Origin of the sequence: Streptomyces sp. CB01881, from assembly GCF_002953255.1 — a bacterium.
GTDB lineage: Bacteria > Actinomycetota > Actinomycetes > Streptomycetales > Streptomycetaceae > Kitasatospora.
This window is the reverse complement of the sequence record NZ_CP026498.1, coordinates 10,828,502-10,830,692: the sequence shown is the minus strand read 5'-3', so window position 1 is coordinate 10,830,692 and position 2,191 is coordinate 10,828,502. Positions and strand designations below refer to the sequence as shown.

The window sequence follows — 2,191 nt, the reverse complement described above, 5'->3', positions numbered from 1 at the left end:
TGGTGGTGAAGGCTTTGAAACCGCCCTGTTCGAGGAAGCCGCGCAGGCCGAGTTCGATCCGCGCCGCGTAGCGCAGCGACTCGTGGCGCTCCCCGCCGGCCCGCAGCTCGGGGGCGAGGCGGTAGCCGTCCTCGTACTCCTTGACCAGCGCGGTGACGTCGCCGTCGTCCGTCGCGTCCACGGCGGCGACGAGGTCGTTGACGCCGTAGGTGTTGACGGAGACGCCGAAGCGGCGCTGGGCCTCGACCTTGTCGCCCTCGGTGACGGCGACGTCGCGCATGTTGTCGCCGAAGCGGGCGAGCTTGAGGCTGCGGAGTTCGGCGCGGCCGGCGGCGGCGCGGGCCCAGGTCGCGACCCTGGCGGAGACGGCCGGGTCGGTGACGTGTCCGGCGACGGTCTTGCGCGGGACGCCGAGGCGGGACTGGATGTAGCCGAACTCGCGGTCGCCGTGGGCGGCCTGGTTCAGGTTCATGAAGTCCATGTCGATGGTCTGCCAGGGCAGTTCGACATTGGCCTGGGTGTGCAGGTGGAGCAGCGGCTTCTGCAGGGCGTCCAGACCGGCGATCCACATCTTCGCCGGGGAGAACGTGTGCATCCAGGCGATCAGGCCGATGCAGCCGTCCTCCGAGTTGGCCTCCAGGCAGATCCGGCGGATCGCGTCGGCGTCCGTGAGGACGGGCTTCCAGACGACCTCGACCGGCAGGAGGAGGTCCCGGTTCAGGGCTTCGGCGATCCGCTGGGACTGTTCCGCGACCTGGCGCAGCGTGTCCTCGCCGTAGAGCCCTTGGCTGCCGGTCAGGAACCAGACCTCGCGGCCCTCCATCGGCTTCTTCATGGGGTGGCTCCTCACCGGGCCTGGGGCTGCCCGTAGACGTTCTGGTAGCGGAAGTTGAGGCTGTCGATGTCCGCCTGCGCGATCGGCAGGGGCTCGCCGAGCTGACGGGAGAGGTGGACGGTGCGGGCGACGTCCTCGCACATCACCGCGGCCTTGACCGCGGCCTTGGCGTCCTTGCCGATGGTGAAGACGCCGTGGTTCTGCATCAGGACGGCGGGCGAGCGGTGGCCCTTGAGGGTGTCCACGATGCCACGGCCGATCGAGTCGTCGCCGATCAGCGCGAACGGTCCGATCGGGATCTCGGCGCCGAACTCGTCGGCCATCGCGGTGAGGACGCAGGGGACGGCCTCACCTCGGGCCGCCCAGGCGCAGGCGTAGGTGGAGTGGGTGTGGACCACTCCACCCACCTCGGGCAGGTGGCGGTAGACGTAGGCGTGCGCGGCGGTGTCGGAGGAGGGCGCGTGATCGCCCTCGACGACGTTGCCGTCCAGGTCGCAGACGATCATGTTCCCGGGCGTCAGCTCGTCGTAGGAGACGCCGCTCGGCTTGATGACCAGCAGGTCCTCGCCGGGGACGCGGGCGGAGACGTTGCCGGCGGTCCACACGACCAGGTTGTAGCGGACGAGCTCCCGGTGGAGGTCGCTGACCTGGCGGCGGATGTGGTCGGTGGTCGCGTTCACGGGGCCTCGCTCGGTGTGGTGAGGGCGGCGTTGCGGATGTCGCGCAGGCGGTGCAGGAGCTTGTCGGCACCGCGGCCGAAGTGGTCGTGCAGGGCGCGGTATTCGGCGAAGAGCCGGTCGTAGGCGTCGGCGTCGGCCGGATCCGGCCGGTAGGCACCCGGCTGCACGCGGCCCATGGCGGCGGCGGCGGTCCGTACGTCCGGATAGGCTCCGGCGGCGACGGCTGCGTGGATGGCCGAGCCGAGGGCCGGGCCCTGCTCGGACTCGGCGACCGAGACGGGGCGGCGCAGCACATCGGCGTAGATCTGCATCAGCAGGGCGTTCTTCTTCAATCCCCCGGTGACGACGAACTCGGTCACGGGGACGCCGCCCTGCTCCAGGGCCTCGACGATGACGCGGGTGCCGAAGGCCGTGGCCTCCAGCAGGGCGCGGTAGATCTCCTCGGGGCGGGTGGCGAGGGTGAGTCCGACGATCACGCCGGACAGGTGGTGGTCGACCAGGGTGGAGCGGTTGCCGTTCATCCAGTCGAGCGCCACCAGGCCGTGTGCACCGACGGGTTGGTCGGCCGTCTTGCGGGTGAGCAGCTGGTGCAGGTCCTCGCCGTTCGCCTCGGCCTCGGCCAGGTAGTCGGCGGGTACCCCCTGGCGCAGCCACCAGGCGAAGATGGACGGCGCTC

General features: G+C 70.7%; 2 protein-coding genes and 1 pseudogene. All 3 read right to left on the bottom strand.

All coding sequences use genetic code 11. From position 1 onward, the window contains the following. Positions 1–835, bottom strand: a pseudogene (locus C2142_RS41125) (L-arabinose isomerase); the annotation flags it as partial. Between the two features lie 11 nt (positions 836–846). Further along, complete coding sequence (locus C2142_RS36630) at positions 847–1,515, bottom strand: L-ribulose-5-phosphate 4-epimerase (protein WP_148647105.1); 669 nt, start codon at positions 1,513–1,515, stop codon at positions 847–849. After that, a partial coding sequence (locus C2142_RS41120; RefSeq protein WP_241003026.1) for an FGGY-family carbohydrate kinase occupies positions 1,512–2,191 on the bottom strand: 680 nt, incomplete at its 5' end. The genes C2142_RS36630 and C2142_RS41120, both read right to left, overlap by 4 nt.